This is a genomic window from Pseudalkalibacillus berkeleyi (assembly GCF_021608225.1).
In the GTDB taxonomy this organism is placed as follows: Bacteria; Bacillota; Bacilli; order Bacillales; family Fictibacillaceae; genus Pseudalkalibacillus; species Pseudalkalibacillus berkeleyi.
Map to the genome: position 1 here is coordinate 2407414 of NZ_JAKIJS010000001.1, position 23695 is coordinate 2431108.

25 protein-coding genes are annotated in these 23695 nt (G+C 40.2%); 9 read left to right on the forward strand and 16 right to left on the reverse strand.

Annotated features, from left to right (window positions below; all coding sequences use genetic code 11):
- Window positions 1–77: 77 nt before the first annotated feature.
- The 6 genes from L2716_RS12670 to L2716_RS12695 form a co-directional block, all read right to left on the reverse strand.
- Window positions 78–1862, reverse strand: coding sequence for an acyl-CoA dehydrogenase family protein (locus tag L2716_RS12670; RefSeq protein ID WP_236335715.1), 1785 nt, complete (start codon window positions 1860–1862; stop codon window positions 78–80).
- A 14-nt stretch (window positions 1863–1876) separates the two neighbouring features.
- Complete coding sequence (locus tag L2716_RS12675; protein ID WP_236335722.1) at window positions 1877–3055, reverse strand: acetyl-CoA C-acetyltransferase; 1179 nt, start codon at window positions 3053–3055, stop codon at window positions 1877–1879.
- Window positions 3056–3067: 12 nt separating this feature from the next.
- Window positions 3068–5464, reverse strand: a complete 2397-nt coding sequence (locus L2716_RS12680; protein ID WP_236335724.1) for a 3-hydroxyacyl-CoA dehydrogenase/enoyl-CoA hydratase family protein — start codon at window positions 5462–5464, stop codon at window positions 3068–3070.
- 184 nt (window positions 5465–5648) lie between these two features.
- Window positions 5649–6173, reverse strand: coding sequence for a DinB family protein (locus tag L2716_RS12685; protein WP_236335731.1), 525 nt, complete (start codon window positions 6171–6173; stop codon window positions 5649–5651).
- A 165-nt stretch (window positions 6174–6338) separates the two neighbouring features.
- Entirely contained in the window at window positions 6339–6680 is a 342-nt protein-coding gene (locus tag L2716_RS12690; protein WP_236335732.1) for a hypothetical protein, read from the reverse strand.
- A gap of 207 nt (window positions 6681–6887) precedes the next feature.
- Entirely contained in the window at window positions 6888–7805 is a 918-nt protein-coding gene (locus tag L2716_RS12695; protein WP_236335734.1) for a proline dehydrogenase family protein, read from the reverse strand.
- Between the two features lie 234 nt (window positions 7806–8039).
- On the opposite strand from L2716_RS12695, the gene L2716_RS12700 reads away from it, so the two are divergent.
- From L2716_RS12700 to L2716_RS12710, 3 genes are all read left to right on the forward strand, one after another.
- Window positions 8040–8492, forward strand: coding sequence for a helix-turn-helix transcriptional regulator (locus tag L2716_RS12700; protein ID WP_236335736.1), 453 nt, complete (start codon window positions 8040–8042; stop codon window positions 8490–8492).
- Between the two features lie 84 nt (window positions 8493–8576).
- Window positions 8577–8855 carry a hypothetical protein gene (locus L2716_RS12705; RefSeq protein ID WP_236335738.1) on the forward strand — a complete coding sequence of 93 codons (279 nt, stop codon included), beginning with the start codon at window positions 8577–8579 and terminating at the stop codon, window positions 8853–8855.
- 58 nt (window positions 8856–8913) lie between these two features.
- Complete coding sequence (locus L2716_RS12710) at window positions 8914–9192, forward strand: spore coat protein (RefSeq protein ID WP_236337870.1); 279 nt, start codon at window positions 8914–8916, stop codon at window positions 9190–9192.
- Between the two features lie 102 nt (window positions 9193–9294).
- Here L2716_RS12710 and L2716_RS12715 read toward each other — a convergent pair whose 3' ends face one another.
- From L2716_RS12715 to L2716_RS12745, 7 genes are all read right to left on the reverse strand, one after another.
- Entirely contained in the window at window positions 9295–9543 is a 249-nt protein-coding gene (locus L2716_RS12715) for a YusU family protein (protein WP_236335745.1), read from the reverse strand.
- A gap of 65 nt (window positions 9544–9608) precedes the next feature.
- Window positions 9609–10259 (reverse strand): response regulator, encoded by a 651-nt coding sequence (locus tag L2716_RS12720; RefSeq protein ID WP_236335750.1) that lies wholly within the window; start codon window positions 10257–10259, stop codon window positions 9609–9611.
- Window positions 10249–11859 carry a GAF domain-containing sensor histidine kinase gene (locus L2716_RS12725; RefSeq protein ID WP_408005310.1) on the reverse strand — a complete coding sequence of 537 codons (1611 nt, stop codon included), beginning with the start codon at window positions 11857–11859 and terminating at the stop codon, window positions 10249–10251. Before L2716_RS12725 ends, L2716_RS12720 begins: the two co-directional genes overlap by 11 nt.
- A gap of 82 nt (window positions 11860–11941) precedes the next feature.
- Window positions 11942–12496: an NADPH-dependent FMN reductase gene (locus L2716_RS12730; RefSeq protein ID WP_236335762.1), complete on the reverse strand. Its 555-nt coding sequence runs from the start codon at window positions 12494–12496 to the stop codon at window positions 11942–11944.
- A 106-nt stretch (window positions 12497–12602) separates the two neighbouring features.
- Complete coding sequence (locus L2716_RS12735) at window positions 12603–13685, reverse strand: copper resistance D family protein (protein WP_236335765.1); 1083 nt, start codon at window positions 13683–13685, stop codon at window positions 12603–12605.
- Window positions 13682–14254, reverse strand: a complete 573-nt coding sequence (locus tag L2716_RS12740) for a copper resistance CopC family protein (protein WP_236335767.1) — start codon at window positions 14252–14254, stop codon at window positions 13682–13684. Before L2716_RS12740 ends, L2716_RS12735 begins: the two co-directional genes overlap by 4 nt.
- A gap of 217 nt (window positions 14255–14471) precedes the next feature.
- Window positions 14472–15314, reverse strand: a complete 843-nt coding sequence (locus L2716_RS12745) for an alpha/beta fold hydrolase (protein ID WP_236335769.1) — start codon at window positions 15312–15314, stop codon at window positions 14472–14474.
- Between the two features lie 160 nt (window positions 15315–15474).
- Here L2716_RS12745 and L2716_RS12750 point away from each other — a divergent pair, with 160 nt between their 5' ends.
- The 4 genes from L2716_RS12750 (at window position 15475) to L2716_RS12765 (ending at window position 19247) form a co-directional block, all read left to right on the forward strand.
- The gene (locus L2716_RS12750) at window positions 15475–16032 is read left to right on the forward strand and encodes an RNA polymerase sigma factor (protein ID WP_236335778.1); all 558 of its coding nucleotides are present in this window, start codon (window positions 15475–15477) and stop codon (window positions 16030–16032) included.
- Window positions 16032–16820 (forward strand): anti-sigma factor, encoded by a 789-nt coding sequence (locus L2716_RS12755; protein ID WP_236335797.1) that lies wholly within the window; start codon window positions 16032–16034, stop codon window positions 16818–16820. The genes L2716_RS12750 and L2716_RS12755 overlap by 1 nt, the downstream gene beginning before the upstream one ends.
- Window positions 16821–17161: 341 nt before the next feature.
- Window positions 17162–18508: a copper amine oxidase gene (locus L2716_RS12760; RefSeq protein ID WP_236335800.1), complete on the forward strand. Its 1347-nt coding sequence runs from the start codon at window positions 17162–17164 to the stop codon at window positions 18506–18508.
- Window positions 18509–18587: 79 nt separating this feature from the next.
- Window positions 18588–19247, forward strand: coding sequence for a class F sortase (locus L2716_RS12765; protein WP_236335802.1), 660 nt, complete (start codon window positions 18588–18590; stop codon window positions 19245–19247).
- Window positions 19248–19456: 209 nt separating this feature from the next.
- Here the strand turns inward: L2716_RS12765 and L2716_RS12770 are convergent, their stop codons facing one another.
- On the reverse strand, window positions 19457–20155 hold the full coding sequence (locus L2716_RS12770) for a phosphatase PAP2 family protein (protein ID WP_236335804.1): 699 nt from the start codon (window positions 20153–20155) through the stop codon (window positions 19457–19459).
- A 228-nt stretch (window positions 20156–20383) separates the two neighbouring features.
- Between L2716_RS12770 and L2716_RS12775 the strand changes: the two genes are divergently transcribed.
- Window positions 20384–20770 carry a hypothetical protein gene (locus L2716_RS12775; protein WP_236335807.1) on the forward strand — a complete coding sequence of 129 codons (387 nt, stop codon included), beginning with the start codon at window positions 20384–20386 and terminating at the stop codon, window positions 20768–20770.
- A gap of 67 nt (window positions 20771–20837) precedes the next feature.
- Here L2716_RS12775 and L2716_RS12780 read toward each other — a convergent pair whose 3' ends face one another.
- Together L2716_RS12780 and L2716_RS12785 are read right to left on the reverse strand one after the other, a co-directional pair.
- A complete protein-coding gene (locus L2716_RS12780) occupies window positions 20838–22448 on the reverse strand; it encodes an MDR family MFS transporter (protein ID WP_236335809.1) in 1611 nt (536 codons plus the stop codon).
- 62 nt (window positions 22449–22510) lie between these two features.
- On the reverse strand, window positions 22511–22930 hold the full coding sequence (locus L2716_RS12785) for a MarR family winged helix-turn-helix transcriptional regulator (RefSeq protein WP_236335811.1): 420 nt from the start codon (window positions 22928–22930) through the stop codon (window positions 22511–22513).
- 255 nt (window positions 22931–23185) lie between these two features.
- Between L2716_RS12785 and L2716_RS12790 the strand changes: the two genes are divergently transcribed.
- Window positions 23186–23614, forward strand: a complete 429-nt coding sequence (locus tag L2716_RS12790; protein ID WP_236335831.1) for a CBS domain-containing protein — start codon at window positions 23186–23188, stop codon at window positions 23612–23614.
- Window positions 23615–23695: the final 81 nt, after the last annotated feature.

Genomic DNA, 23695 nt, shown 5'->3' on the forward strand with positions numbered 1-23695 from the left:
CTCATCACGAGGACCCTTCTAGAGAGTGTTTGTTTTCAAAAGGAAATAGAGCGTTTTAATTTTTGAAATTCACTTGATTAAACGACGTACTTTTCTTCTTCTAACAGTTCCGCTGCAATTTCTCGCTTCTTATTTATCACGTTCATCGGTGTATAACGAGTCAATTTCTTTAGTGCGGATAGCATCATTCGTAGCTGATCGCCGTCTTCAATTGCAACAATCGATTCCTTCGCGTGTGCTTCAATACGTTCAAAGGCTTCTTGGCAATAAACCTCTGTTAGCAAAATCTTTTGCTTCGCTTTTTCAGCACCTACTTTTTGGATCGCTTTTTCCGTTCTCAACACGACAGATTCTATTGCATATGCCTCACTTACGATATCTGCAACGTTTGAAAGCACTTCTTGTTCGTGCTCAAGTTTCTCCCCATACTTCTGAACACCGAGACCAGCAATCATCAAGAAAATTTTCTTCGCATTTTTTACGAATTGTTTTTCCTGTGCAAGTGGCGCGTTATCCAGTTCTTCAGGCATAAGCATCATCAGTTCTTTTTGTAGCTCTGTTGCTTTTTGAAGGAGTGGAAGCTCTCCTTTCATTGCTTTACGAAGCAGTGTTCCAGGTACTAATAGACGGTTAATCTCATTTGTACCTTCGAAAATACGATTGATTCGAGAGTCACGATACATATTTTCAACTTCATATTCAGACATGAAACCATAACCACCATGGATTTGTACAGCTTCATCAACAACATAGTCAAGCACTTCTGAAGCGAAAACTTTGTTCAATGAACATTCTATCGCGTATTCTGAAATTCCCTTTGCTAAGAGTGAACCATCCTTTTGTTCCTCTGGCGAAAGAACACCGAGACGTTCCTCATACATGCCGACTGTACGATAAACGGAGCTTTCTGCTGCATAAGCTTTAGCCGCCATTGTAGCTAGTTTTTCCTGAATAAGAGTAAAGCGGGAAATCGGTTGTTTGAACTGTTGACGTTCATTTGCATATTTAATCGATACTTCGAGTGCACGTTTAGCTGCCCCTACACAACCAACCGCAAGCTTGTAACGACCAATATTCAAAATGTTGAACGCAATGACATGACCACGTCCTGCCTCACCTAATAAATTATCTTTCGGCACATAAGCATCCTCAAGAATCAAAGTACGTGTAGAAGACCCTTTAATACCCATTTTCTTTTCTTCTGGACCTGTTGATACGCCTTCAAAGTCACGTTCAACGATAAATGCTGAGAATTTGTCACCATCGATTTTCGCATAGACAACGAACACATCAGCAAAAGCCGAGTTTGTGATCCATTGCTTTTCACCATTTAAAATGTAATGTGTGCCCGCATCGTTCAGCTTTGCTACTGTTTTCGCACCTAATGCGTCAGACCCTGACCCTGGCTCAGTCAATGCGTAAGCCGCAATCCTATTTCCTGAAGATAGATCAGGCAAATACTTTTGCTTTTGCTCTTCGTTACCAAATAATACGATCGGTAGTGATCCGATCCCAACGTGTGCGCCGTAACTTAAAGAGAAAGAGCGCGCACGGGAAAACTTTTCTGTAATTAGTGAAGAACTGATCTTATCAACCGCGATTCCACCGTATTCTTCAGGTACATCTGCACCTAATAATCCCAGGTCTCCCGCTTTAGAAAGTAGATTTCTCGAAATATCGAATTGATGCTCTTCGATTTTTTCTAGTTGAGGAACGACTTCCTTAACAACGAAATCCTCCGTTGTTTTCCCCATCATAATCTGTTCATCTGAAAAGTCTTCTGGCGTGAATACACTATTCGCATCCACTTCTTCTATTAGAAAACTACCACCTTGAGCCGCTTTTTCTACACTTTTAGACATCTTACTACCTCCCTTTACTGAATAAGTTCAAATACGCCTGCTGCTCCCATACCACCACCGATGCACATGGTTACAACTCCAAACTGTTCATTTCTTCGATTCATTTCATGCATAAGCGTTAGCGTCAGCTTTGCACCACTACATCCTAATGGATGACCGAGTGCAATCGCTCCACCATTTACATTAACTTTGTCTTGATCTAAACCTAACTGGCGCATAACCTGAATGGATTGCGAAGCGAAGGCTTCATTCAGTTCAAACAATCCGATATCTGATTGCTCCAATCCTGCAAGCTTCAATGCTTTTGGTATCGCTTCAACAGGTCCAACTCCCATGATTTCAGGCGCTACACCTGATACTGCAAAGGATCTAAATTTGAGAATCGGCTTCAACCCTTCCGCTTCCGCTTTTTCACGACTCATTACGAGTACAGACGCTGCTCCGTCACTCATTTGAGAAGAGTTTCCTGCCGTAACGCTCCCTTTAGGAGAAAAAGCAGGTCTTAGCTTACCAAGAACTTCTAGCGTTGTATCTGCTCGAACACCTTCGTCTTTTGAAAAAGTAATCATTTTCTCTTGAAGCTTATTGTTTTCATCTACCCAGCGTTTCGCGACTTCAACTGGGACTACTTCATCATCAAACTTACCCTCAGCAATCGCCTTAGCAGCCCTTTGATGACTTTGGAGTGCAAATTCGTCTTGATCTTGACGTGAAACCTCAAATCGGTTTGCTACTTCTTCCGCTGTATATCCCATTCCCATATAATACTCAGGTCTTGAGTCAAGCAGTTTCACATTCGGCTTTACGACGTGACCTGGAACAGGGACTAAGCTCATTGACTCAGCCCCACCTGCAATGATCGCATCTGCGTGACCAATCATAATCCGTTCAGCACCGTAAGCGATACTTTGTAATCCGGAAGAGCAATAACGGTTGATCGTAATGGCGGGTACATTGTCAGGAAGTCCCGAGAGTCCTCCAATAAGACGTGCCATATTCATACCTTGCTCTGCTTCAGGAATTGAACAGCCCATGATCAAATCATCAATTGGGCCATCATATCCTCCAGCTCTTTTTAATGTTTCTTTTACAGTAAGCGCTCCTAAATCATCGGGTCGCACATTGGCGAGTGTCCCTTTCTTCGCTTTACCGACAGGTGTTCTTGCACCTGCAACAATAACTGCTTCTTGCATCTTCACCCCTCCTTAGTTGCGTAATGGCTTTCCTTTGACGAGCATATGCTGCATCCGTTGTTGGGTAAGTGGCTCACCTGCAAGGCTTAAGAACGCTTCACGCTCAAGGTCTAACAAGTATTGCTCATCTACGAGTGTTCCTTCTGCTACTTTCCCACCTGCAATGACATACGCTAGTTTCTTAGCAATTTTCAAATCATGATCGGAAATCATATTGCCGAATTTCATTGTTTGTGCCCCTAGATACATCGTTGCAAATCCAGCCTCACCCGCTACCGGGATTTTTTTACGTTGAGGTGGTCGATATCCGCGATTGTAAAGTGAAAGCACCTGTTGCTTCGCGTCGTATATCAGATGATCACTATTCGCGCTAATTCCATCTTGTGCTCTTAGGAAACCAGCCTCTTTCGCTTCATGAGCTGAAGTTGAAACCTTCGCCATTGCGATCGATTCGAATGTTTGTATCGCGAGCTTTTGTAAGTCAGGCTTCACATCTTTCGGCACTTGTTCCAATAGGCGTGTGTAAAGTTCTTTGTTACCACCGCCTCCAGGAATGATTCCTACACCCACTTCAACGAGACCCATGTATGTTTCAAATGACGCCTGAAGTCCCGCAGCTGGTAACGAGATTTCTGTACCTCCACCAAGTGTCATGTTGAATGGTGCGACAACGACTGGTTTCTGGCTGTAACGCACCATCGCCATCGTTTGTTGGAACTGTCTCACCATGAAGTCAAGTTCAAAGAAATTATCATCTTGTGCTTCCATCATGATCAGCATCAGGTTAGCTCCGACACAGAAGTTCTTACCTTGGTTACCGATGACAAGTCCTTTATAATTTTTCTCTACTTCTTCAATTGCGTAATGGATCATTTGAATAATATCTGGTCCAATCGCATTACTTTGGGAGTGGAATTCAAGTAGTGCTACTCCGTCACCAATGTCTATTAAACTAGCGCCCGTGTTTTTCTTAATAACACGTTCTTCATTTTTCAATCGGTGTAAATGAATGACTTTCTCGTTTTCCTTCGCTTCTGTAAATCCTTCTTTTGTGTAAAATTCAATATTTGTTCCTGATTCCTTGTAAAACGATTTTTCTCCTGAAGCAAGCATATCCGTAATCCATTGCGGGATGGTTTCGCCTTCTTCTTTCATTTTTGCTACGGATTTTTCGACCCCAATTGCATCCCATGTTTCAAATGGACCGAGTTCCCAGCCAAAGCCCCATTTCATTGCGTCATCAATTGCTTTTATATCATCCGCAATTTCATATGCTTTCTCAGCTGAATAAAGCAGGACTGGTTTCATGATCGACCAAACGAGTTGCCCCGCTCGATCATTAGCGTATATAAGCGCTTTCAATTTTTCCGGCATTGTGTTCGCTTGTTTACTCATTTCCATCGAAGCTGTTTTCAGCTTTTTCCTTGGTCCATATTCGAGCGTATCTGGATCAAGTTCAAGAATTTCACTTTTACCATTACTCTTCTGTTTCAGATAGAAGCCTTGACCGTTCTTACTTCCGATCCAGCCTTTGTCATTCATCGTCTTCATAAATGCTGGAACATCGAATACCTCTTTTTCCTCACCATCCACTTGATCGTATACGTTTCTTGCAACGTGGATGAATGTATCGAGACCAACGACATCCAGTGTTCTGAAGGTTGCACTTTTCGGTCGCCCGATTGCAGGACCTGTTACAGAATCAACTTCACCAACTGAATATCCGTTTTTCAACATTTGCTGGACCGTTACGAGTAATCCGTATGTCCCTATACGGTTAGCGATGAAATTCGGTGTATCCTTCGCTTCAACGACCCCTTTACCGAGTACATCTTCACCGAAGCGATTAATAAATTGAAGAACTTCCGGCTTCGTATCACTCGTCGGAATGACTTCAAGTAATTTTAAATAACGTGGCGGATTGAAAAAGTGTGTCCCTAAGAAATGCGATTTGAAATCCTCACTTCTTCCTTCTGCCATTGCATGAATTGAAATTCCAGAAGTATTTGAACTGACTATCGAACCCGGCTTTCGGTATTGTTCAACTTGAGCAAATACTTTCTTTTTTATATCCAAGTTCTCAACGACTACTTCAATGATCCAGTCCACTTCTCCAAGCTTCTCCAAATCATCTTCTAAATTCCCGGTTTCGATCATCTCTAAGTGATCTTTGGAACTTAAAGGTGCTGGTTTTTGCTTTAACAATTTCTGTTTAGCAGTATCAGCTAACCTGTTTCTCACCACTTGATCTTCAAGGGTTAGTCCTTTTGCTTTTTCCTGATCGGATAGTTCCCTTGGGACAATATCCAATAAGACACTCGGAATTCCTACATTAGCTAAATGTGCCGCAATCCCAGATCCCATAACGCCAGATCCTAGAACTGCTACCTTACGAATCTGATATGACATGATGAACCTCCTTCGTATGAATGAACACTCATTCATTTTTTCTGCAAAAAATAGAACTTACTACAATTTGTTTTGTTCAAATAGTCGCATGTGAAAAAAGTCGACTAGAACGTCCTCTATCTCTACTATAAAAAATTCGAACCAATTTCGCAATATAAATTTCAGAAAATTATCATGATTTCGTCTACTTATTTTCAGATACCTTGCTGTCACTACGTTTTTGCGATGAAATTTCCAAAATTTCTTTTATTTGTTCCAAGTGTCTCCGCTCATGGTATCCAATGAAATCCAACCATTGAATCAATTGCATATGTCCAAAGTACGGATGTTTGAAGGCTCGCTTCTTCAGTATTTCTCGATCTTCCACCTGCTCTAACACTTGTAAAAGATTCTGGCGAGATTGGTCTAGCGCTCCTTTTGCATCTATTAAGGTTTGGAATGCTCCAGTCGGCTGCACATAATCTGGTGCCTCAACTGCAGGATATCGTTTAGCAGAACGATGGACTGGATGTTCATGTGTTTCGCGATCCACTCCATCTCGCAGTAAATTTTCGAATTGATTTTTGATCACTTTTTCAATTAAAACGAGATGTTCTAATACTTCTAGTACTGTCCACGAATCATCTGAAATTCGCGCATGCCAATACGCTTCGGGAATTTCATTAATTTTTGTTAAGAGTTCCTGTCGCCCTAATTCAAGTACTGACAAACTCAATTCCTCCCTTGGTGAGATATCTCAAATGCCTAACTCACTCTCACTATTCGACAGTACCCGTTCCAATCTCCTTTAAAATATTCAGAATATCTTATGCACAAATTGATGAAGTGATGATAGACAGGAATGTATTGAGTGCTCCATTTTCTGTTTTCCTCTCTACCGAGCACTTATTAACCCTGTATGAGTGCTCCGTATTCTGTTTTCCTCGCTACCGAGCACCCATTGCTCCTGTATGGGTGCTCCATATTCTGTTTTCCTCGCTACCGAGCACCCATTGCTCCTGTATGGGTGCTCCATATTCTGTTTTCTTCGCTGCCGAGCACTCATTGCTCCTGTATGGGTGCTCCGTATTCTGTTTTCCTCGCTACCGAGCACCCATTGCTCCTGTATGAGTGCTCCATATTCTGCTTTCCTCTCTACCGAGCACTCATTGCAACGCATTGGAGGATTTTCACCTTCTCGAGTTGTTGGAGTGGCTTCCCCCTTTCCATCCGCCATTTCTGCTTTTCTCCATTTCCGCGGTACGAATCCGCCTCTTCCCATCCGCCATTTCAGCTTTTCTCAATTTTCGCGGTTCGTATCCGCCTCTTTCGATCCGTCACATTCGAATTTTGACGTTTTTACGGATAAAGAATTAAATCTTGAACTTCTTCTAAATGAAAAAAAAGAGCCCCGACACAGTTTGGTAGTCGGCGCTCTCCATATTTATTTCCCTAAAATCCCTTTCAACACAAATGCTACGTTTGCCGGGCGTTCTGCCAAACGGCGCATGAAGTATCCGTACCAATCTTTCCCGTAAGGTACATAGACACGCATTGTGTATCCTTCATCTCGTAGTTCGCGTTGGCGATCAATTCGAATTCCATAAAGCATTTGAAACTCAAATTGGTCGCGAGAGATATTGTGTTTTTCAACTAGTTCCTTCGTATACTCAATCATTTTATCGTCATGAGTAGCAATTGCTGTATAATTACCATTTAACAGATGCATTTTAATGATTTTCTTGAAATTCTCATCCACGTCTTTTTTCTCTGGAAAAGCGACAGAAGGAGATTCTTTATATGCACCTTTTACTAATCGTAAATTAGGATTATATGAGTCTAGTTCCTGAATATCCTCTACCGTTCGATATAGGTAAGACTGAAGTACGGTTCCAATATTCTCATATTGCGACTTCAATTCTTTGAAAATATCGAGTGTCGCCTGACAACGGGATTCATCCTCCATATCGATTGTAACGAATACATCATATTCGTCGGCAACCTCTAGGATCCTCTTCATATTACGTAATACCATTTCCCGACTAATATCTAGTCCCATAGATGTTAACTTCAGCGACAGCTGTGAAGTTAAGTTTTGGTTTGAGATAGCCTTAATCGCCTCGATACAGTGATTAGTCATCTCATTCGCTTCTTCTTCATTGTCTACGAATTCACCGAGATGATCGATCGTAACCGGAAGATTTTCAGCATTTAATTTTTTTATTGCTTCTAACGAACTTTCTAGTGAGGCACCAGCTACAAATCTGCCTGCACCAAATCGGAGACCATACTTTTTCGCCATTTTTGTAGCGACCTTATTTTGGCCCATAAACAGAAAGAAATTTTTAAGAATCTGTTCCATAACGAATCCCCCTATACTGAAAACGGATACAATAAATTGTTACACTATATATGAACTTTTTTGAACTTAGTTAAACTTCCTAACTAAACTTCTTAGAGTATTCTACCATTTTTTTCGACAACTTTTTTACTTTTTTAAAAAATATTTTTTTCCACTTTTTCCTTAGTATATGAGTTGTGTTCAAGTTGTGTAAGGTGTAAAATTACACAAAATATCATTGTGAGGTAACTAGCTATGAATATTGACCAATTGATCGACATTGTCTCTTCAAAAATGAAATTAATACGTATTGAACGCGGGTATACACAAGATCGGATGGCTGCAACACTTGGACTATCAAAAAAAACGCTCGTCCAAATTGAGAAACAGCGTTCAAAAGCGAATTGGACGACCGTTGCTGCAGTTGCTGCTTTGTTTAGAGAGAGTGAAATTTTACGCTCAGCACTAGGTGGCGATCCTGTCGAAATCGTCGAGATCCTTGCACATCATGGCATTGAACGACCTAGAGAACATACTCTCGGTGGTAGAGTTTGGTGGAAAGATATTGATAACGCAAACGGTTATCGATTACAGCAGAACCTCATTAGTCAGCACTTCCGTATTCTTGATGATGAGAATCATCGTTGGTACAGTTCTTTTGATGAAAAAGAAGCCCACGAACGATTAGCAGAGCTCGCTACTCAATAACGAGAGAAATACATCGAATAACATTGATTGGATGTGGCAACATAACCCCGACACCGATTAAAACTGTGAAGGAGGAATGAGCGAATGCCACAACAACAAACACCTGAAGGTCAACAAGGATTCATGCCGGAACCACCAAGGTTAATGACATCAAAGGATCAACTCTACATAACAGACATGATGAGTTGGAACTTGTTGGCGTCTAAGAAATGCAACTTCTATGCAAAACAATGTCAAGATCCAGAAGTGAAAGCAGCCATTGAAAAAGCAGCATCGATGCACACAAGACACTATGATCAATTACTTCAACATCTTCAAAGCCACCTAGGTGATCAACCTCAAAATCAAAACATGACTCAGTGAAGGAGGACTACTGTTGAACATCCAAAATCCGCAAAACAATATACCTCAAACGCCAGATATGAATGACCGTGACTTCATCAACGATATTTTAACAACAGAAAAACATATGACAGATGCATACTCTACAGCCTTAAATGAAGCAAGCCACCAGGATTTGTACCAAGACCTTTCAGCAATTGCTAAAGAAACTCAGGACTGTCAGCGTGACCTCTTTAACGTCATGTTCCAAAAAGGTTGGTATTCGTTTGATCAGGCCCAACCTCAAGCACTTCAACAAGCCTATCAAAAGTTCTCGGGTTATAAACAACAGCTTCCTAATGGAGGAAACGTTCAATAAGTAACCCTAACGTCTCAAATCAGTTTATACATTTATTACAGTACCTACAAAAACAAAATCGGGCAGACTTAGCAGAATCGCTTGAGTCGCCCAATTTTTGCGTTAATTCTGTTCTTTTCTATATTGTTCATTCAACTCTCGGACTTCTTGAATCAATTCCTTCATGCCTTCTTTCGCATCTGGATATTTTTCATTCCAGTGTTTAACGAGCGGGGGCATGGATTTTGACATATGCGTATATACAGCCCACATCATTACTTTTTCCTTGAGATCTTCATCTGTTTCTCCAGTTAGTAATTCTGTATATTTGGTCATCAGTCCATCGAACTGTTCTTTAAGCTTTTCGTCCATATACGACACCAACTTTCATCGTTTCATTACAGTCTATCATAGCTCAATTACCTCGTAAAAAAAGCTCACACATCAAACCATTTATTTCTCATCGCTAAAATTGCAGCTTGCGTTCGATCTTGTAATCCTAGCTTTCCGAGGATATTGCTGACATGAGTTTTGACCGTTTTTTCCGTGATGAATAACTCTGATGAGATTTCTTTATTGTTTCTACCGAGCGTGATTTGTTTGAGAACATCCTTCTCTCTAGCTGTCAGTTGGTTAAAACTTTGCTCAGCTTCATTCGTTTTGGATCCTGTGTTCACATGATTTAACAACTGAGAAGTGGCAGATGGGTGTAAGTGTGTTTCTCCAGCCTGTACTGCTTTAATCGATTTCACGAGTTCATCTGGTTCGATATCTTTCATCTGATAGCCGTCAGCTCCAGCTTGGAGAGCGGGCACGACATGATCCTGATCGGAGAAACTCGTCAGCACGATAATTTTCACCGTATCATGATTTTCTTTAATCTGTTTCGTCGCTTCAATTCCGTCCATGACAGGCATGGTTAAATCCATTAAAATGACATCGGGTTGTAGCTGTCCGACGAGTTCAACTGCTTCTTTCCCGTTAGAGGCTTCACCGACCAGTTCAATGTCAGGCTGCGTGCCAAGAAAGAACCTTAACCCTTTTAAAACCATGAGATGATCATCTACTAGTAAGACTTTAATCCCCATAATGACGGCCACCTTCCTTATTATTCGTGAATTTCACTTCAATCGTTGTGCCTTGATCGGGTTGGCTGATCACGTTCATTTCCCCACCCATGATTTCAGTGCGTTCCATCATACTTGCAAGACCGAATGACCAGGTGTGTTGTGAACCTGTAGATGTTCGGAAACCACATCCATCATCTTCAATTCGTAGGATATGTTCATTCTTCTTTCGTTTCAAAATGATTCGTACTTCGTCTGTACGGGCATGCTTATGAACATTGTTCAACGCTTCTTGACCCACCCGCCACATCGTTTCTTCCACAAGTCTAGGTATGTTTCCGACTCCTTCAAGACGTTCTTGAACGGTTAAACCTAGCGATTCGCCATATTTTTTCAAGGATACGACAACACCTTCTTCTAATCCGGCTGGTTTCAACTGCCAAATCATCGTGCGCATTTCACCTACAACTTCTTGGGATAGCGATTGCATTTCATTCAGAGATTCTAAAATGGTCTCCTGATTAGGTAGCTTCTTCACATATTCCTTGAGACCACGAGCGGTTAGACTAAGTGAAAATAATTTTTGGTTCACGGAATCGTGTAGGTCTCTTGCCAGTCGATTTCTCTCTTCAATGAGTGCAAGCTCCCTAGATCGTTCAAACAAGCGCGCTTTTTCTAGCACGAGTGAGACGTGATCTCCAAGTGCTTTCAGGACATCTTGCTCCAAAGCATGATCATTTGTTTGATGACCAACTAAACAGCCGATCCACTCTTCCCCAATGAGAAGTGGGACGACAAATGCGTTTTCTAAATTCATTTCATAGAGAGACAACTCTTCCTTCAAATCCAATTGGTTAAGACTTTTCTGAAGATCATCTCCTTTAAGAATCTGAAAACGTTTATGTAATTTCTTAGATTCACCTTGTCGATAAATCGATCGCAACGCAAGCGCGTGCTCCTCTTTAATAAAAAATGCGAGAGCTTTTAGTTGAAAAAGTCTACCAATTACGTCAACTGTATTTTGTGGAAGATGATGAATATCGTTCATTTTCCAAATCGTCCGGCTCACTTCATCAAGCTTCGTATACTGTTCTGCTCTATTTTGCTGCGCTTCAAATAATTTTGTACGTTTGATCGCCGTCCCAATTTGAAAGGACACAGATTGTAATAAATCCAGTTCATCTTCTGTAAATTCATTTTTTCCGGGCTCTGCAACGTTCAAAAGCCCGAATTTTTCTCCACCAGCAATGAGTGGGACTGTAGCATGATGGGTAATGCCTTTCGTGTCTCCCCACTCGTAATCAATCGCATCTTCAATTCGTTTGCAGTTAATAATGTTAACAGCCTTTTGCAAGCGCCCATCCCAAATTTTATCGAGACACCAGCAACTGCCTTGGCACATCGGTTTTTTGTCACCCCACGAAAGCGCTGGAGGTAGATTCACATCTGCAACAAATGCATAAATCGGTTCCTCATCGGTCAAAAAGATCCAACCAGTCGATAGCCCTGTAACTTCTAGCAACTTTTCCATTACCGATTGCAGCATACCGCGTAAATCGTTTGATTGATTGAGCGTTTCTGCAATCACTTTCAATGTATGTACGCTCGACAAAGTCCTCACTCCTTCCTAGCTAAAATAGTAAAAATCCGCCAAATTTATGATGTAAATAAAGAATATCATAAAAATGACGGATGGAATGCTATTATTGGGTTTGTTCGCTCTGTATTCCTATACGTGTCTCTGTCATCTCCACTAATAGGTGGGTCAGGTCTTCAAGCCGCTCAACAGCTTCTCGATCATTTAATTGGTATGCTTCATCATAACAATAGGGGTCAGATACAAACTGATCAGGAAGGACTAGGGCATATAATCCTCTCAAAACGGTTCTCATGTTATTCAGCGCATTAATACCGCCCTTACTACCTCCTGACGCTGCAGCAATCGCAACAGGCTTATGCTTGAAATGAGAGCCACCTAGAAAATCTAGTGCATTTTTCAACGCTCCGCTCATTCCATTATGATATTCAGGGGAAGCGATAAAGAATGCGTCTGCCGCTTCTGCCTCACGTTTTAGCTTCTGTAGTGTTATATTATTTTCGTCCGTTCCCTCACCAGGGAATAAAGGTAACTTTTCTATACCTAAGTCAATCGTGCTAATTGTAACGTTCTTTTCCTGTAACAATTCTTTTACAAGATTCGTAATTCCACGCGTTCTGGATTTCTCCATTGGACTTCCGTTCAATACTAGAATTTTCATGATCTAATCACGCCTTTATTACAAGTTATACTGCTAGTATATTCAAACGAACGATCAAGCACATCCGATATAGGATTGAACTTTTCTACGACTATAGTTGTAGACGTTACATAATTCCTGCCATCAAAGCAAAATAGGCGAGCCCTGAAGAAATTAGTCCTGCAATAACGCTCACCATGGTTGGCATTTTCTTAGCAATACTGATGAAGGTCACACCAGCGATAGCGATTGATCCAACGCCCCACGCAAGAGTTGCTTTCGTCCATTGAAATGTTAGAACGGTATTCGGATCAATCGAGCCTTTATACAAGGCTTTAAATAAAGGCGATGGATCTTCTTGTAAAATTGTTCTCCAAACCTCATGGGGCGGTACTTGTTGCGATAGAAATGCGGTTACACCGAACACGAACAAGATCAACACTGTTTCTCCTTGTAGTGATCGTTTTACGTGTTGGGTCCCTTTTTTTATAATCGATTTTTTCAAATAGACGCCATGTACGATTGCAAACAAGAATAACGGGATTAACAACAAGTGTTTAATCAGAAGGGCTTGTCCGTAATTCAACACCCATGAATCGATATATTGTGGTGCAACGATTTCATTGATGACGAGCCCCCCTCCAGTGAGGATGAGAACTGCACCTATTGAAAAAGGTGTATACCAATTTAGAAATGGAATCCATTCTGATTCTTCTTTAGCTCCCCATGCCACATACAGCAGAACACCGATCCATCCTGTAATGGCAACTACATGCAGGAAATGTGCAACATATCCAATAAACGGATAAAGCGATGCTGAGTGACTGGCAAATGAATAAGAGCCTATTAAAACAATCGTCAGAAATACACCGATTCTTGCGTAAAACGTCGTTCTTGTAAGGTCGTTTTTATAAACGAGTAAAAATAAAACAGTAGAAATTAAGACACTTGATAACCACGCTTTGCCAACATTAAATTCAAATAATACGGCAGTAAACGTAGCCCAATAGCCAACGCTCTCCGATAAAAACTGTATAATCTGGAGGAGTGAAATGAACATGACAATTGGGATGATACCTATTAACCAAAGTAAAAGTTCCTTTGAAATGTGTACGCGAGGTTTCTTGTGCTCAGGAATCGACGCTAGTAGTAGTCCACCAACTAACAATGAGAAAACAATGTAAAGGATACCTTTAAAGAAGATGATCATACATTCCCCTTCTTTCTAAACATCCAGAAGAGTAAACCTACTCCAGCTACAACCAATACTCCCGAAAAACCTAAGACAAGAGGTGAGAGTCCATCTTCCACTTTTCTCTCACTCGTTGCATTTGAAGTTTGTTCCTTTTCATTTGTTGCCTCGTCTGATTGATCAGATGTTTCTTTTTGTTCAGAAGTATCCTTTGAATCATCCACGTCAGCTGTCTCTACTTTAAATTGATAGCTTCCTTCTACGGGATGACTGTCTCCAGAAATAATTTCATACGTAACGGTATATGTTCCAGTTGATAAAGGCTCATTTAATTGGCCTAACATGACAGTTTCGTCAATATCAATTCTAGTTACACCCATTTGATTTCCGTTTTGATCTTCCACAGTAAACTTACTACCGCTTTCAATCTTTGAACTAAATTGGAAGGTAACGACATCTATACCGTATTTCACAACTTCTCCTTCACTCGGAGTGGTACCTTCTAAACTTGCATGTGCAAAGGATTGTGTTGGATGAATAATCAAGGTAAGTAGGATCGTAAATCCAAGGAGTAATATTTTTTGCATAAGCGGATAAATTCCTTTCTACAAAACTTTCGAATCCATCTTACCACCTAGCGTCACTCAATTCTACTTCGTTCACACATTGTTCTAAATAAAGCGAAATCAGCACCCTGCCTAGTCACCGTAAGTCCGATCTGAGGACTTATGTGACCCAAGTAGCTTGGGTGCTGATTCAAGAAATTACTTTTATGTGGTCAAAAAACTTTACTTGCTTTCTAAATTAAGACATAAATGATCGAACTGCCATTTGGAATCGTTCCTTTTCTTCAAGGAACGGATAATGATTACTAAATTGAAATCTAATAAAAGTGGATTGTTCCATCAACTGATGCATTTCTTCTGAGTATCGAATAGGGCATTGCACGTCATTTTCTCCACAAATTATTAGAGTAGGCGTTTGTACACTTGGTAAGTCCTTTCGAAAATCAAAGCTTGAAAACTCGTGCTCACTAAAAAAGCTGAGTCTCTCAGGGGCGATTTTTTTAAATAGATCCGCTGAAAAGTAGCTTTCATACTTTTCAGGATCACTTAATGAAAGCTTTGTCCGTTCTCTCGCGATTAGCTTTCTTTCGTCTGGGTGGAGCGATTTAGACTTCAATTGGATGATTAAATCCTGCATATATTCAAAATCGGGATGATCAGGATGATAGATGCTCTCTTCTGTGTCAGCATAATTTCCGCTGGCAGCACTACCAACAACAATTAAATAGTTTAACGAGTTAGGATGGTCTATAGCGTACCTTAATCCTAGCATTCCGCCAGTCGAATGGCCTGCAAAACTCCACTGCTCATAACCTAGAGAGACTCGTATCGCTTCTAAATCCTTAACGGTTTCTTCCATAGAAAGTTCTTTGTCTAATTTGTATCCTTCAGATCGACCTGTCCCTCTCAAGTTAATCAGTATTGTTTTATATTTATGTGTAAATGTGTTGGCGAAATGGTCTCCTGTTTCATTGAATTCAGAGTAATGATGTGCAACACACACGGGTTTCCCTTCTCCTCTAATGAAGATTTCAAATTTTCCTCGATTCGTCTCTACAATCTTACCTTTCCATTTCGTCAATTTCTCACTCCTTTCCGGCTCACCAATAAGTCCCTATGAAAGAATTTCCCTTTTTTTGTGATCCCAAACCCCCAGATAGACGTATACTTAATGAGTTCTCTTTGAAACAAGCAAAAATTAGTATATGCTTAAACAAAATCACTGTTAAAAGGAGAATGGAATGAGCGAACAAGATATCGAGCTCTATGACAGGGTGCAAAAGCAAGATAAAGAAGCACTAGGGCTATTATACGAACGCTACGAAAAGTTACTATTTTCATTTGCATATCGAATCACGAAAAGAAGAGAGCTCTCAGAGGAAATTGTCCAAGAAGTTTTCATTAAGATTTGGACGAAGCCAGGTATTTATGATCGATCTAAGGGTAAATTCTCCTCTTGGCTTTTAACCGTTACACGAAATACAGGAATAGATCAGCTTCGAAAGAAAAATGAAAACACATATGAAATTGAAGACCGAGACGCACTACAAAGAGACGAATCCTCGATCGAAGAACAAGTTGAATGGAAAGAAGATGGAAGGCAACTGAGAAAAGCGATGACTTATTTAGCTGATGAGCAACAAGAAATTGTTGAACTATTCTACTTCAAAGGATTGTCGCAACAGAAAATTTCAGAGAAAATTAAAATACCACTCGGAACCGTTAAAGGCCGGTTACGATTAGCCCTTAAACATTTACGTAAAAATCTTGAAACTGCTGAACAAGGGAGGGATCTATAATGAAAAATCAAGAACAATGTGAAATGCTCCTGGATTATTTCAATGATTGTCTAACTGAGACCGAAAGAAAAGCATTTGAGGCACATCTTACAGAATGTGCTGAATGTAGCGAAGAATTGAAAGAATTACAGGAGTTAACCGCAGACCTCCCGTATGCCGCTGAACCTGTAGAACCTAATGAAGGAATGAAAGATCGTATTCTTTCATCTGTTTTTGAACAACCGATTGAATCTGAAACACCAATCCAAGCTTCCGATTCAAATGAAGGTCAGACGAAAGTAACTCCTATACAACAACCGCAAGATAGTCAGACGAATCGAAAAAGAAAGATGAAATGGATTCAGCCATTGCTTGCTGCATCGCTTCTCTTTTCACTAACCGCCAATGTGTACTTCTATATGAACGATAACGATCGACAAATTGTATCGCCAAACGAAGACGGTGTAAATGAAATCGTAAAAAATGTAGAATTAGCTGCAACTGAAGGAAACGAGGCAAGAGCACAAGCTGCCATGATCCAAAAAGAAGATGGCATGTCCCTCGTTATGCAAGCCGATAACCTCCAAACATTATCCGGCAGTGAAGCTTATCAAGTTTGGTTAATAGATACGAATGGGGAAAAATTTAGAGCCGGCACATTCCTACCGAACAAGAACGGACAAGGTGGCGTTGTGTATCCAGTCGATGTCAAAGGCGAACATCAGTGGGATCAAATCGCAGTAACATTAGAACCAACTCCTGACAGCTCACAACCTAAAGGAAAAATCATTCTCGCATCAAAATTATAAAATTAGAAAGAGCGCTCTCAAGCGCTCTTTTCATTTTTGAAAAAGCGGTTTTCATCCGTTTTCTAGATAATTTCACATTTTTCTAGATAATTTCGTGTTTTTCTAAATAATCTTCTATTTTTCTAGATAACGACCTCAAATCACGGATTCAACTCCATTTTTGGAAGTGATCGAGCCTCTTTTTGCCTCATCTCCTTCATTTTTTATAAAAAACACGCAATGTAAACCCTTGATACAGAAGCTTTCTGCAAAAAAGAACAAAAAACTTTCAAATCAGTGTGATCCATTTCCTGATCTCTCCCGTTAGCCTTACAAATAAGAAAAAAGGGAGAGGTTCACAAATGAATTTCAAAAAAGGACTCGTAGCAATTCCATTAAGTACATCTTTACTACTCGGGGGCGTCGCAACAACAGCGTTCGCTGATGACCATGCAAAACCAACCGTAACGACACCAGCTTCAGAATTACGCACATCACTCGATCACCTCCTCGGTGAGCACGCATACTTAGCCGTCGAAACGATGAGAAAAGGTGCAGAGGGCTCGAAAGATTTTGAACAATCAGCTGGCGCATTAATGGCTAATGCAGACGATTTAAGTGCAGCAATCGCTTCTGTATATGGTGAAGATGCTGGTAAACAATTCGACGAGATGTGGAAAGGCCACATCGGATTCTTCGTAGACTATGTAAAAGCGACTGGCGCTAACGATGAAGAAGCTAAGAAAAAGGCATTGGATAACTTAGCAAATTACCGAGCAGAATTTTCTAACTTCCTAGAAACTGCTACAGAGGAACGTTTAGAAGCAGGCGCATTGGCTGACGGACTTCAAATGCACGTTAACCAATTAATCGGAGCATTCGATGCTTATGTTGCCGGAAACTATGATAAAGCATATGAGTATGAGCGTGAAGCGATCAACCATATGTACGGTGTGAGTAAGGGACTTTCCAGCGCAATTGTACAACAGTTCCCTGACAAGTTTGAGAACTCGAAAGCCGTAACACCTGCAAATGATCTTCGTTCCAACATGAACCACCTTCTTACCGAGCATGCAGGTCTAGCGATGATGGCCATGCAAAATGGAATCGACGGTTCTGAAGACTTTGAAGCTTCAGCTAAAGCACTCTCAAACAACACGGAAGACCTAACTGCAGCGATCTCTTCAGTATACGGTGAAGAAGCTGGAGCACAGTTCAAGGAAATGTGGTCAGGACATATCGGAAACTTCGTTGAATATGTAAAAGCAACTGGCGCTGACGACGCTGAAAAGAAAAAAGCAGCACTTGATGCATTAGCAAACTATAGAGCAGATTTCTCGAACTTCTTAGAAACAGCAACAGATGGTCGTTTAAAAGCTGATGCACTATCTGAAGGTTTACAAATGCACGTTAATCAATTGACAGGTACATTTGATAGCTATGTAGAAGAAGACTATGATGCAGCATATACACAACTACGTGAGGCATATGCACACATGCTGAACCCAGCAAAAGGTCTATCAAGCGCATTCGTAGATCAGTTCCCTGACAAATTCGCTGGTGAAATGCCTTCTGACATGCCTAAAACAGGCATGGGTGGAACTGCAGACCAAGGCATCTCGATTGAATCAATCCTACTTGCTGGATTTGCAGCTTCAATTGCGATTGCAATGCTAGCAGTAAGAAGATTCAGCGGACAAAAGTCATAAATACAGATCAATAAAAAATAGAAAGAAATAGAGAGAAGGTCCCTCCTTCTCTCTTTCTTTTTAAAAAAGGGTGAGCGATATGAAGAAAACCTTGCAGTGGCTAAGTCTATTATTACTAGCATTCGCTTTAGCTGGATGTATGAATCCAACTGCCGACAGCAAAGAAAATCAAATGCAAGTTAATACATCAACACAAGAACAATCAACTACAAACGAAGAAAAGGACCAATCTAATTCAACAGCTAGTGGACAATCTACTGAAAATGTTGACATCATTAAAGATGAGCGCAAAGGGATTGTACCGGTCTCAATCGAAATTCCATCCATTAATGTAAAAACAAAGGTTGAACATGTAGGAACGTTAGATGATGGCCGTATGGATGTACCGAAAGATGCCGATAACGTAGGTTGGTACAAACCAGGAACATTACCAGGTGCGCAAGGGAACTCAGTAATTGCTGGACATGTGGATGACCTGACGAGTCCTGCAGTCTTCTATGACCTTCATAAATTGAAGGACGGAGATAAAATTATCGTAAAAGGCAAATCCGGGGAAACACTTACTTTTAAAGTAAACCAATCAAAAGTCTATCCTCGGCAAGACTCGCCGATAGAAAATATTTTCGGATACACGTACAGAAGTGCGCTTAATTTAATTACGTGCACGGGTGACTATGATCCAAAAACAACCGAACGAGCAGAACGCCTTGTCGTAACAGCAGAGCTTGTTCAAGGGTAGGAAAACTGGGTTTGATCTATACCAATAGCTGCGTTTAGATAGACAGGCATATTGGTTTCAGGTCACCTTTATCGATGTTTATTAATAAAGGCGCACCCTCTAATAAAATAGAGAGTACGCCTCTTAAACGTATGTTTTTCTCTTCAAACATCACATATCCAACAAACAACCTTTTAGTATGAAAGAATCATCAGTCATCTGCATAGACCTTATAAAGGGCTGTTTTCTTTCTGGTTGCCTCGGCTTTTTAAAATAGACATCGCATACATGCATGTCAGTAACCAAACTGCTCCTGCAGAAAATCCGGCAATCACATCACTTGGATAGTGTACATGTAAATAGACTCTCGAAAATCCAATTAAGAATATAAGAAGACTGGTTAACAAGATCACAGGCCAATAAGATCGGCCTTGATTTTGTAAGTATTGAACGATGAGAAAGCCCATAATTCCATATGCTGCAATAGAAACCATCGCATGACCACTAGGAAAACTATAACCGCCGACTTCAATTAAGTGTTCTATATCTGGGCGGGCACGCTGGAACATGAATTTCAATGCCCCATTTAATCCCCATGCACCTAAGATCGTAATGAGTAAGATCAGTGACTCCAATTTCAATTTCTTTTTTAATAAGACCGCCAAATAAATGATAACAACGACCACATATGTACTCGTATCCCCTATACTCGTTACGAAAATCATAAAATCTGTTAACCAAGGGGTTTGCATATCGAATACGATGCTCGATAGAAACGTATCAAATGCACTCAATTCACGGTCTATTAAACTGTCAGCTAAATATCCAAATACACCGATTAACATTAAAGTTGCTATTATGCCAATCACAAGTTTATAACTGAGCTTTTGCAATACCTTTTCATTAATCTGCGTTCCCAACTTTCCCATTTACGAACGACTCCCTTCAACGATTACCAATTGTGCATACAGCTGATTTTCATTTATTGTGTTATTTATTCATCTACCCTAAAGAATACCCTATTATCATACATGTGAAATCATAAATAGGATGATTTTCACTTTTAATCTCCAGTATTTTTATTTTTGATCAGGAAGGATTTGCCTTCCCTTTATTGAAATTACAATATCACAGAAAAGATATGGGGTGGTCTATTGATGGGGTTTGGGCAAAAGCAGAGAAAGCGCATCATTAATAAACCTACGAGAGAATTAGAGTACAAGCTTGTGTTTATTGGCAGTTTGATTGGTTTTTTCCTTTCATGCCTTTACTTCGTCTACTTTGAGCATATGTACATGTCCATTCATGATATGACCTTGTCCATTATTAGTAGCATCTCAGGTGCCGCAGCATCTCTCGTTGCTTATTTATGCCTCAGAATGGTGGATTATCAAACACGTAAGTTTGCAATCTGTATTGCCATTTGTTCGATTTGGGGGCTAATCAGTGTGAGCTTCTTTTACTCCATACCTGCGCTTCTCCTACTCTCTTCTACCTTCCTCTGCTTTTGGCGAAGAGATAGGGAAATCCGTATCGTCAAGTAGACTTAATGAACAAAGAGATTGAACTTAAGGCATATGCTTAATCCAATCTCTTCGTCATAATCTACATTTATTTAGACATATGAGCGTGTCCTCGCGTCGTCACTTGCACGTCCTCTGTTTCTTCATCGTCTTCTTGGTTAGATGTTTTCAAGCGAACTTCTTTTAAGAAAAGGACTAGAATTACCGCAACGACCATCATAATGGCTCCAAACAAGAACGCACCATTTAATGCATCACTTAAAGTCGATCTCATCATCGCAACGATTTGTTCAAACATCCCTAATTGCTCTTGAGGAACATTTCCTTTTAGGGCTTCTAGTTGATCCGGATCCATTAACAGCTTAGGATCAGCCAGTTTGTCCAGCTCTCCGCTTGAATTTGAGTTAGATAAAGCAGCTGAATGTTTCATGTTCGATGTCATAATAATATTCATAATCGCACCCATAATCGAGACGCCAATTGTTCCTCCTAGCTGACGGAACAACTGTACAGATGATGTTGCTACACCAAGATGCTTATAAGCAACAGCATTTTGGATGGTTATCGTGAAAATAGGGAAGCTACATCCTAGTCCGATACCGATAATGATTAGTCTCAGAACAGCATCTGTATTCGTACTGTCTCCACTCAGCGTAGTTAAAGAGAAAATCCCTATACCCATTATCGTTAATCCGAGTATGGCAAGTTTTTTATACTTACCTGTTTTCGTAATCAACTGTCCTACAATTGTACTTGAAGCAACCATACTAAGCATCATTGACATCATAATAAAGCCTGTTTTTGTAGCTGAAGTTCCAATTACACCTTGAATGAAGAAAGGCATATACATAATCGCACCGAACATTGCCATACCGATTAATAACCCAATAATGTTTGAAATGGTAAACACACTATTTTTGAATAAACCTAGGGGCAATACGGGGTTTGCGACCTTCTGTTCAGCAACAAGAAATGCACCGAGAGAAATGAAGGTAAGGGTGAAAAGTCCGATGATTTGGAAAGACCCCCACTCATAAAGGTTTCCTGCCCAAGAAAATGCGAGTAACATCGGAATAATTGTTCCTGCAAGGAAGATTGAACCTAAATAATCGACTCTACCTCTTGATTGACGAGGAACACTTGGAAACAATCGCATAATTAATACAAAGGCAACAAATCCAATCGGTAGGAAAATCCAGAAGATCCATTTCCACGCGTAATGGTCAACGATAAAACCGCCTAAAGTTGGTCCAAACACACTTGCAAGTCCGAATACTGCTCCCATTAAACCTTGCCATCTGCCACGCTCTCGAGGTGAAAATAAATCACCGATTGAGGCAAATGCAGTCGAGAAGATCATCCCTCCTGCCAGACCTTGCAATCCTCTATACAGAATGAGCATATAAATTGAGGTTGCGGTCCCGCATAAGAATGTGGCAACAATAAACATCCCTAGTCCGATTAGAATAAAGGGCTTACGTCCATACATGTCGGATAGTTTTCCAACTAATATTGCGGTAACACTCGATGCAAGCATATAAATTGTAAAAATCCAACTGAAATACTCCATACCGCCAAGGTCTGATACAATCTTTGGCATTGCGGTCCCAACAATTGTCTGATTTAGTGCTGCAAACAACATCGATGCTAAGACAGCAACCATAATTGTAATTTTCTTTTTGAGAGGTAAATGTTCCATTTTGGTTCTCCTATCCTTCATCAAATGAATAGTTCACTTAGTGAACTATTTAATCAAAAAAATTATTTGTTCATTTTCGAAAATAATGTAAGCAATGTTTTCATATCTTCGTCCTTTAAGTTCTTAAATTTACGTTCCATGTATTGATGTTTACGTTCTTCTAGCATCATTACCTGGTCGCGACCTTTATCTGTAATACACAGATAAATCACTCTACGATCATTATCTGCGCGTTTTCGAATCACAAATTCACGCTGAACTAGACGATCTGTGACTGCTGTAATATGACTGGTTGCAACATTAAACTCTTGTGATAACATCGAAGTCATCACTTGATCCTTTTCCATAATATATTTTAGATACGTAAATTCCATGGATGTACACTCATCTTCAAATAGATGATTCAATTCTTTCCGGAACATACGAAAGGTCGTACGAAAGCTTTTCTCTAATTCCCATATCAATCGTTGCCGATTATCCATAACCCACACCTATCATCCTCTTTATACTTCAACCATTATAACAAATCTTAACCGTTCAACGTACCAATATGCTCTTTTCAGACACAGTCATTCATGGTAAAATATTCCTGTTGAGAACCTTCATTCAAAAGAATAAACCTGACGGACTTCACACCTACAAATAACATTCAGGACATCATTTCATCATCAAATTATCAATTTGGTACGATTTATACTATAATAAATAGTGGAGTTCTGATTGAAAGGAAGAGTCAGATGAATATTGGCTTTTACTTATTACCTAAAAGTGAAGTAAAATTCTTGAATCCTGAATCAACCATACGTCAAGCACTTGAAAAAATGTCATTCCACAAATACACTTCAGTACCACTCGTTGATGAAGACGGAAAATATACAGGCACCTTAACCGAAGGTGACTTATTGTGGAAGTTGAAAGAAGACTTAGATTCAGATCAAGACTATGAAGAAGTCATTCAAAGTATCAAGTTGAAGGATGTTCCTAGAAGAGTAAAGAATATTCCTATTTCTATTAATGCAAATATGGTAGATCTAATTACACTCGCAACTGACCAAAACTTTATCCCGATTACTGATGATGAAGGACACTTTATTGGTATTATTCGCCGACGAGATATTATTAAATATTGTGCAAGTGTCATTTGGGAAAAGAAACCGACAACCTAATGATTTTTTCAAGGAAACCGTAAAAATCAAGGAGTCCCCTGTCACATAACCTTTGTGAGAGGGGACTACTCTTTATATGAA

What these genes read in the sequence shown, in the direction of transcription:
- L2716_RS12740 (WP_236335767.1), bottom strand. Translation starts at nt 14,254, where the DNA reads ATGCAAAAAATATTACTCCTTGGATTTACGATCCTACTTACCTTGATT.
- L2716_RS12720 (WP_236335750.1), bottom strand. Translation starts at nt 10,259, where the DNA reads ATGGGGATTAAAGTCTTACTAGTAGATGATCATCTCATGGTTTTAAAA.
- L2716_RS12705 (WP_236335738.1), top strand. Translation starts at nt 8,577, where the DNA reads ATGCCACAACAACAAACACCTGAAGGTCAACAAGGATTCATGCCGGAA.
- L2716_RS12675 (WP_236335722.1), bottom strand. Translation starts at nt 3,055, where the DNA reads ATGCAAGAAGCAGTTATTGTTGCAGGTGCAAGAACACCTGTCGGTAAA.
- L2716_RS12785 (WP_236335811.1), bottom strand. Translation starts at nt 22,930, where the DNA reads ATGGATAATCGGCAACGATTGATATGGGAATTAGAGAAAAGCTTTCGT.
- L2716_RS12695 (WP_236335734.1), bottom strand. Translation starts at nt 7,805, where the DNA reads ATGGAACAGATTCTTAAAAATTTCTTTCTGTTTATGGGCCAAAATAAG.
- L2716_RS12790 (WP_236335831.1), top strand. Translation starts at nt 23,186, where the DNA reads ATGAATATTGGCTTTTACTTATTACCTAAAAGTGAAGTAAAATTCTTG.
- L2716_RS12760 (WP_236335800.1), top strand. Translation starts at nt 17,162, where the DNA reads ATGAATTTCAAAAAAGGACTCGTAGCAATTCCATTAAGTACATCTTTA.
- L2716_RS12780 (WP_236335809.1), bottom strand. Translation starts at nt 22,448, where the DNA reads ATGGAACATTTACCTCTCAAAAAGAAAATTACAATTATGGTTGCTGTC.
- L2716_RS12715 (WP_236335745.1), bottom strand. Translation starts at nt 9,543, where the DNA reads ATGGACGAAAAGCTTAAAGAACAGTTCGATGGACTGATGACCAAATAT.
- L2716_RS12775 (WP_236335807.1), top strand. Translation starts at nt 20,384, where the DNA reads ATGGGGTTTGGGCAAAAGCAGAGAAAGCGCATCATTAATAAACCTACG.
- L2716_RS12710 (WP_236337870.1), top strand. Translation starts at nt 8,914, where the DNA reads ATGAATGACCGTGACTTCATCAACGATATTTTAACAACAGAAAAACAT.
- L2716_RS12770 (WP_236335804.1), bottom strand. Translation starts at nt 20,155, where the DNA reads ATGGGAAAGTTGGGAACGCAGATTAATGAAAAGGTATTGCAAAAGCTC.
- L2716_RS12690 (WP_236335732.1), bottom strand. Translation starts at nt 6,680, where the DNA reads ATGGCGGATGGAAAGGGGGAAGCCACTCCAACAACTCGAGAAGGTGAA.
- L2716_RS12700 (WP_236335736.1), top strand. Translation starts at nt 8,040, where the DNA reads ATGAATATTGACCAATTGATCGACATTGTCTCTTCAAAAATGAAATTA.
- L2716_RS12755 (WP_236335797.1), top strand. Translation starts at nt 16,032, where the DNA reads ATGAAAAATCAAGAACAATGTGAAATGCTCCTGGATTATTTCAATGAT.
- L2716_RS12765 (WP_236335802.1), top strand. Translation starts at nt 18,588, where the DNA reads ATGAAGAAAACCTTGCAGTGGCTAAGTCTATTATTACTAGCATTCGCT.
- L2716_RS12750 (WP_236335778.1), top strand. Translation starts at nt 15,475, where the DNA reads ATGAGCGAACAAGATATCGAGCTCTATGACAGGGTGCAAAAGCAAGAT.
- L2716_RS12680 (WP_236335724.1), bottom strand. Translation starts at nt 5,464, where the DNA reads ATGTCATATCAGATTCGTAAGGTAGCAGTTCTAGGATCTGGCGTTATG.
- L2716_RS12670 (WP_236335715.1), bottom strand. Translation starts at nt 1,862, where the DNA reads ATGTCTAAAAGTGTAGAAAAAGCGGCTCAAGGTGGTAGTTTTCTAATA.
- L2716_RS12730 (WP_236335762.1), bottom strand. Translation starts at nt 12,496, where the DNA reads ATGAAAATTCTAGTATTGAACGGAAGTCCAATGGAGAAATCCAGAACG.
- L2716_RS12735 (WP_236335765.1), bottom strand. Translation starts at nt 13,685, where the DNA reads ATGATCATCTTCTTTAAAGGTATCCTTTACATTGTTTTCTCATTGTTA.